The sequence below is a fragment of the Streptomyces sp. NPDC057654 genome (assembly GCF_042800135.1).
Taxonomy (GTDB): Bacteria; Actinomycetota; Actinomycetes; order Streptomycetales; family Streptomycetaceae; genus Streptomyces.
On record NZ_JBHVHQ010000864.1, the window covers coordinates 1 to 3,634 of the forward strand.

4 protein-coding genes and 1 tRNA gene are annotated in these 3,634 nt (G+C 71.8%); 2 read left to right on the forward strand and 3 right to left on the reverse strand.

Annotation, left to right across the window (positions count from 1 at the left end):
- Window positions 1–18 precede the first annotated feature (18 nt).
- The 3 genes from ACFU99_RS37350 to ACFU99_RS37360 form a co-directional block, all read right to left on the reverse strand.
- Window positions 19–92 (reverse strand) — tRNA-Pro (locus tag ACFU99_RS37350).
- A 128-nt stretch (window positions 93–220) separates the two neighbouring features.
- Window positions 221–934: a L,D-transpeptidase gene (locus ACFU99_RS37355; RefSeq protein ID WP_384401230.1), complete on the reverse strand. Its 714-nt coding sequence runs from the start codon at window positions 932–934 to the stop codon at window positions 221–223.
- Entirely contained in the window at window positions 931–1,524 is a 594-nt protein-coding gene (locus ACFU99_RS37360) for a pyridoxamine 5'-phosphate oxidase family protein (protein ID WP_384401233.1), read from the reverse strand. Before ACFU99_RS37360 ends, ACFU99_RS37355 begins: the two co-directional genes overlap by 4 nt.
- Before the next feature lie 47 nt (window positions 1,525–1,571).
- Here ACFU99_RS37360 and ACFU99_RS37365 point away from each other — a divergent pair, with 47 nt between their 5' ends.
- Both ACFU99_RS37365 and argH read left to right on the forward strand, forming a co-directional pair.
- A complete protein-coding gene (locus ACFU99_RS37365; RefSeq protein ID WP_384401236.1) occupies window positions 1,572–1,955 on the forward strand; it encodes a DUF488 domain-containing protein in 384 nt (127 codons plus the stop codon).
- A 208-nt stretch (window positions 1,956–2,163) separates the two neighbouring features.
- Window positions 2,164–3,594: an argininosuccinate lyase gene (argH, locus tag ACFU99_RS37370; RefSeq protein WP_384401239.1), complete on the forward strand. Its 1,431-nt coding sequence runs from the start codon at window positions 2,164–2,166 to the stop codon at window positions 3,592–3,594.
- Window positions 3,595–3,634 lie beyond the last annotated feature (40 nt).

The following is a 3,634-nucleotide window of genomic DNA, read 5'->3' on the forward strand; positions in this document are numbered from 1 at the left end:
CCCTTCGCCACTGCACCGTCGGGACGACAGGATTTGAACCTGCGACCCCTTGACCCCCAGTCAAGTGCGCTACCAAGCTGCGCCACGTCCCGGTGCCCGCCGCTTCCGGGATTCTTCCCGGTCGGGGCGTGCAAGAAGAAAATACCCTGTTCCGGCCGGTGAGCCGAATCGGGGGGTGTCCGGCGGCGCCGGAGGGGGCCCGTAGCGGGTCGGCGGCGGGTCAGTAGCGGGTGATGGCCGTCGGTCCGGAGCGGGTGCCGATGGCGATGTGGGGGCGCGCGGCGGGGCGGAGCCAGGTGAGGACCGCGGACATGGCGGACGCGGGGACGGAGACGCATCCGGCGGTCGCGCCGCGGCCGTTGACGTGGAGGAAGATGCCCGCGCCGCGGCCGTGGACGGGGCGGGCGTAGTTGAAGGCGACGACCAGGGCCCGGCTGTACTGGACGGGATAGTCGGCCAGGTGCTCGGACTCCTTCGCCGCGCAGTCGGACGGCAGGCCCTCGACCCAGCGGTTGTAGGAGCGGGAGGCGTTGTCCTCGCACCACCAGGAGTCGGGGGTGACCCTCCGGTACGGGCTGCGCGTACCCGCCGGGGCGGCGTCGTTGCCGAAGGCGTAGGGAAGCGCGTACAGGCCGGTGGGCGTGGTGTCCGTGCCCTGCACGCGGGTACGGCCCTCGGTCAGGCCCTTCGCGCCGAACCGGGCCGGGGTGGTCCCCGCCGCGCGCCAGGCGCCCCGGCGCTTCTCCCACCAGGTGAGGGTGCCGGTGGTCGAGTCCGTACGGGCCGCCTCCGCGGTGATCAGCTGCGTGCCGCCGCCGGTGTCGGCCATGCGGGACGGGAGCGCGGAGGCGGCGGGAGTGGTGAGGCCGAGAGTGCCGCTCAGGGCTGCCGCCGTGGCGAGGATCGCGGCCGCCCGGCCGAGGCGGCCCCTCATGCGGCCGGTGGGAGCGGTGGCAATGGCAGGGGCAGGCCCGGCAGGCCGTCGATGCTGGACGCGATGTGCTCCTTCTTGTGGAAGTACGCGTCCAGGGAAGCGTCCGTCTCGCGCGTGAACCGCTTCTCGTGCAGGTCCCGCTCCGCGTCGAACGACATGAACGGCACGGCATAGCCGCACGTGTCCCGGACCAGCTCGGCGGTGACGACGATGACGGCGCGCGGGCCGTGCTGCGCCGGGGCGCGGTCGGGGAAGTGCGCCAGCAGCCCCTGCCAGCGCGGGTCGTCGCGGAACACGGGCTCGCCGCGGCCGTGCACGCGCACGATGTTCGGCGGGCCGTCGAAGGCGCACCACATGAGGGTGATGCGGCCGTTCTCGCGGAGGTGGGCGATGGTCTCGGCGTTGCTGCCCGCGTAGTCGAGGTACGCCACGGTGTGCTCGTCGAGCACGGCGAACGAGTCGCGCAGGCCCTTGGGGGAGAGATTCACCGTGCCGTCTCCGTCGAGCGGAGCGGTGGCGGTGAAGAAGATGTGCTGCGCCTCGATGAACGTGCGCAGCCGGCCGTCTATTTTCTCGTACACCTTTCCCATGGCTCGCATTATGGGGCGAGGGGGGCGTCCACGGCAGGAGGCAGACGATGGCGCGTGACACGGACGAGGTGCGGGTGCGGCGGGTGTACGAGGCCCCCGACGCGGCGGACGGCACACGGGTGCTGGTCGACCGGCTGTGGCCGCGCGGCCTGTCGAAGGCGGCGGCGGAGCTGGACGAGTGGGACAAGGACGTCGCGCCGTCGGACGGGCTGCGGCGCTGGTACGGGCACGACCCGGCGAAGTTCGACGAGTTCGCGGAGCGCTACCGGGCCGAACTGGCGGGGGAGGACGGGGAGCGGGCGGTGCGGGAGCTGTGCGAACGGGTGGGGTCCGGGCGCCTTACGTTGCTCACCGCGACCAAGGACGTTGAGCACGGGCATGTGGTGGTGCTGGCCGATGTGGTGCGAGGGGTTCGGCGGGGGCGGTCCTGACGTGTCGGTCGCCCGTGGGCCTGCCGTCGATCGCGTTGACGAATCATGCATTGCGCTGCATACTTATGCCGCATCGTGTACGTGTAGATTCCCCCACCCCGCCCCTTCCCGAAAGTCCTCAAACGCCGGACGGGCTTGAAAGACGGTTCTCCCGGGCGCTCATGGGCCGGGGCCGGGTTCGACTCATCTCTTACGAGGAGCAGAGCAAGTGAGCAACGGCAACAGCGGTGACGTCCGGCTCTGGGGCGGGCGGTTCGCCGACGGGCCGGCCGAGGCCCTGGCCAAGCTGTCCGCGTCCGTCCACTTCGACTGGCGGCTGGCCCCGTACGACATCGCGGGCTCCCGCGCCCACGCCCGCGTCCTGAACAAGGCCGGGCTGCTCACCGCCGACGAGCTCACGCGCATGCTCGCGGGCCTCGACCAGCTGGAGTCGGACGTCGCGGACGGCTCGTTCACCGGCACCATCGCCGACGAGGACGTGCACACCGCCCTGGAACGGGGGCTGCTGGAGCGCCTCGGCGTCGACCTCGGCGGCAAGCTGCGGGCCGGCCGCTCGCGCAACGACCAGGTGGCGACGCTCTTCAAGATGTACCTGCGCGACCACGCGCGGATCGTCGGCGGCCTGATCACCGACCTCCAGGAGGCGCTGACCGGCCTCGCCGAGGCGCACCCGGACGTCGCCATGCCGGGCCGTACGCACCTCCAGCACGCCCAGCCGGTGCTCTTCGCCCACCACGTCCTGGCCCACGTCCAGTCGCTCTCCCGCGACGCGGAGCGGCTGCGGCAGTGGGACGAGCGGACGGCGGTCTCGCCGTACGGGTCGGGCGCGCTCGCCGGGTCGTCCCTCGGGCTCGACCCGGAGGCGGTCGCGGCGGACCTCGGGTTCGAGCACGGCAGCGCCGCCAACTCCATCGACGGCACGGCGGCGCGGGACTTCGCCGCCGAGTTCGCCTTCATCACGGCGATGATCGGCGTCAACCTCTCGCGCATCGCGGAGGAGGTCATTATCTGGAACACGAAGGAGTTCTCCTTCGTGACGCTGCACGACGCGTTCTCGACCGGTTCGTCGATCATGCCGCAGAAGAAGAACCCGGACATCGCGGAGCTGGCGCGCGGCAAGTCCGGTCGGCTGATCGGCAACCTCACGGGCCTGATGGCGACGTTGAAGGCGCTCCCGCTCGCGTACAACCGCGACCTCCAGGAGGACAAGGAACCGGTCTTCGACTCCTGCGACCAACTGGAGGTGCTGCTGCCCGCGTTCACCGGCATGATGGCGACGCTCACCGTCCACCGCGAGCGCATGGCGGAGCTGGCCCCGGCCGGCTTCTCGCTCGCCACCGACATCGCTGAGTGGCTGGTCAAGCAGGGTGTGCCGTTCCGGGTCGCGCACGAGGTCGCGGGGGAGTGCGTCAAGGAGTGCGAGGCGCACGGCATCGAGCTCGACCAGCTCACGGACGAGCAGTTCGCGAAGATCTCGCCGCATCTGACGCCGGAGGTGCGCACGGTCCTCGATGTGCCCGGCGCGCTCGCCTCCCGGAACGGGCGCGGCGGCACCGCGCCGTCGGCGGTGGCCGCGCAGCTCGCGGAGGTCAAGGCCGATCTCGCCGTGCAGCGGGCCTGGGCGGACGCCAAGGGCTGAGGGCGCCGGAGCGCCTGAGCGGCGGGGACCGGATGATCGG

Coding starts and splice junctions, on each gene's coding strand:
- ACFU99_RS37365 (WP_384401236.1), top strand. CDS start 1,572: ATGGCGCGTGACACGGACGAGGTGCGGGTGCGGCGGGTGTACGAGGCC.
- ACFU99_RS37355 (WP_384401230.1), bottom strand. CDS start 934: ATGAGGGGCCGCCTCGGCCGGGCGGCCGCGATCCTCGCCACGGCGGCA.
- ACFU99_RS37360 (WP_384401233.1), bottom strand. CDS start 1,524: ATGGGAAAGGTGTACGAGAAAATAGACGGCCGGCTGCGCACGTTCATC.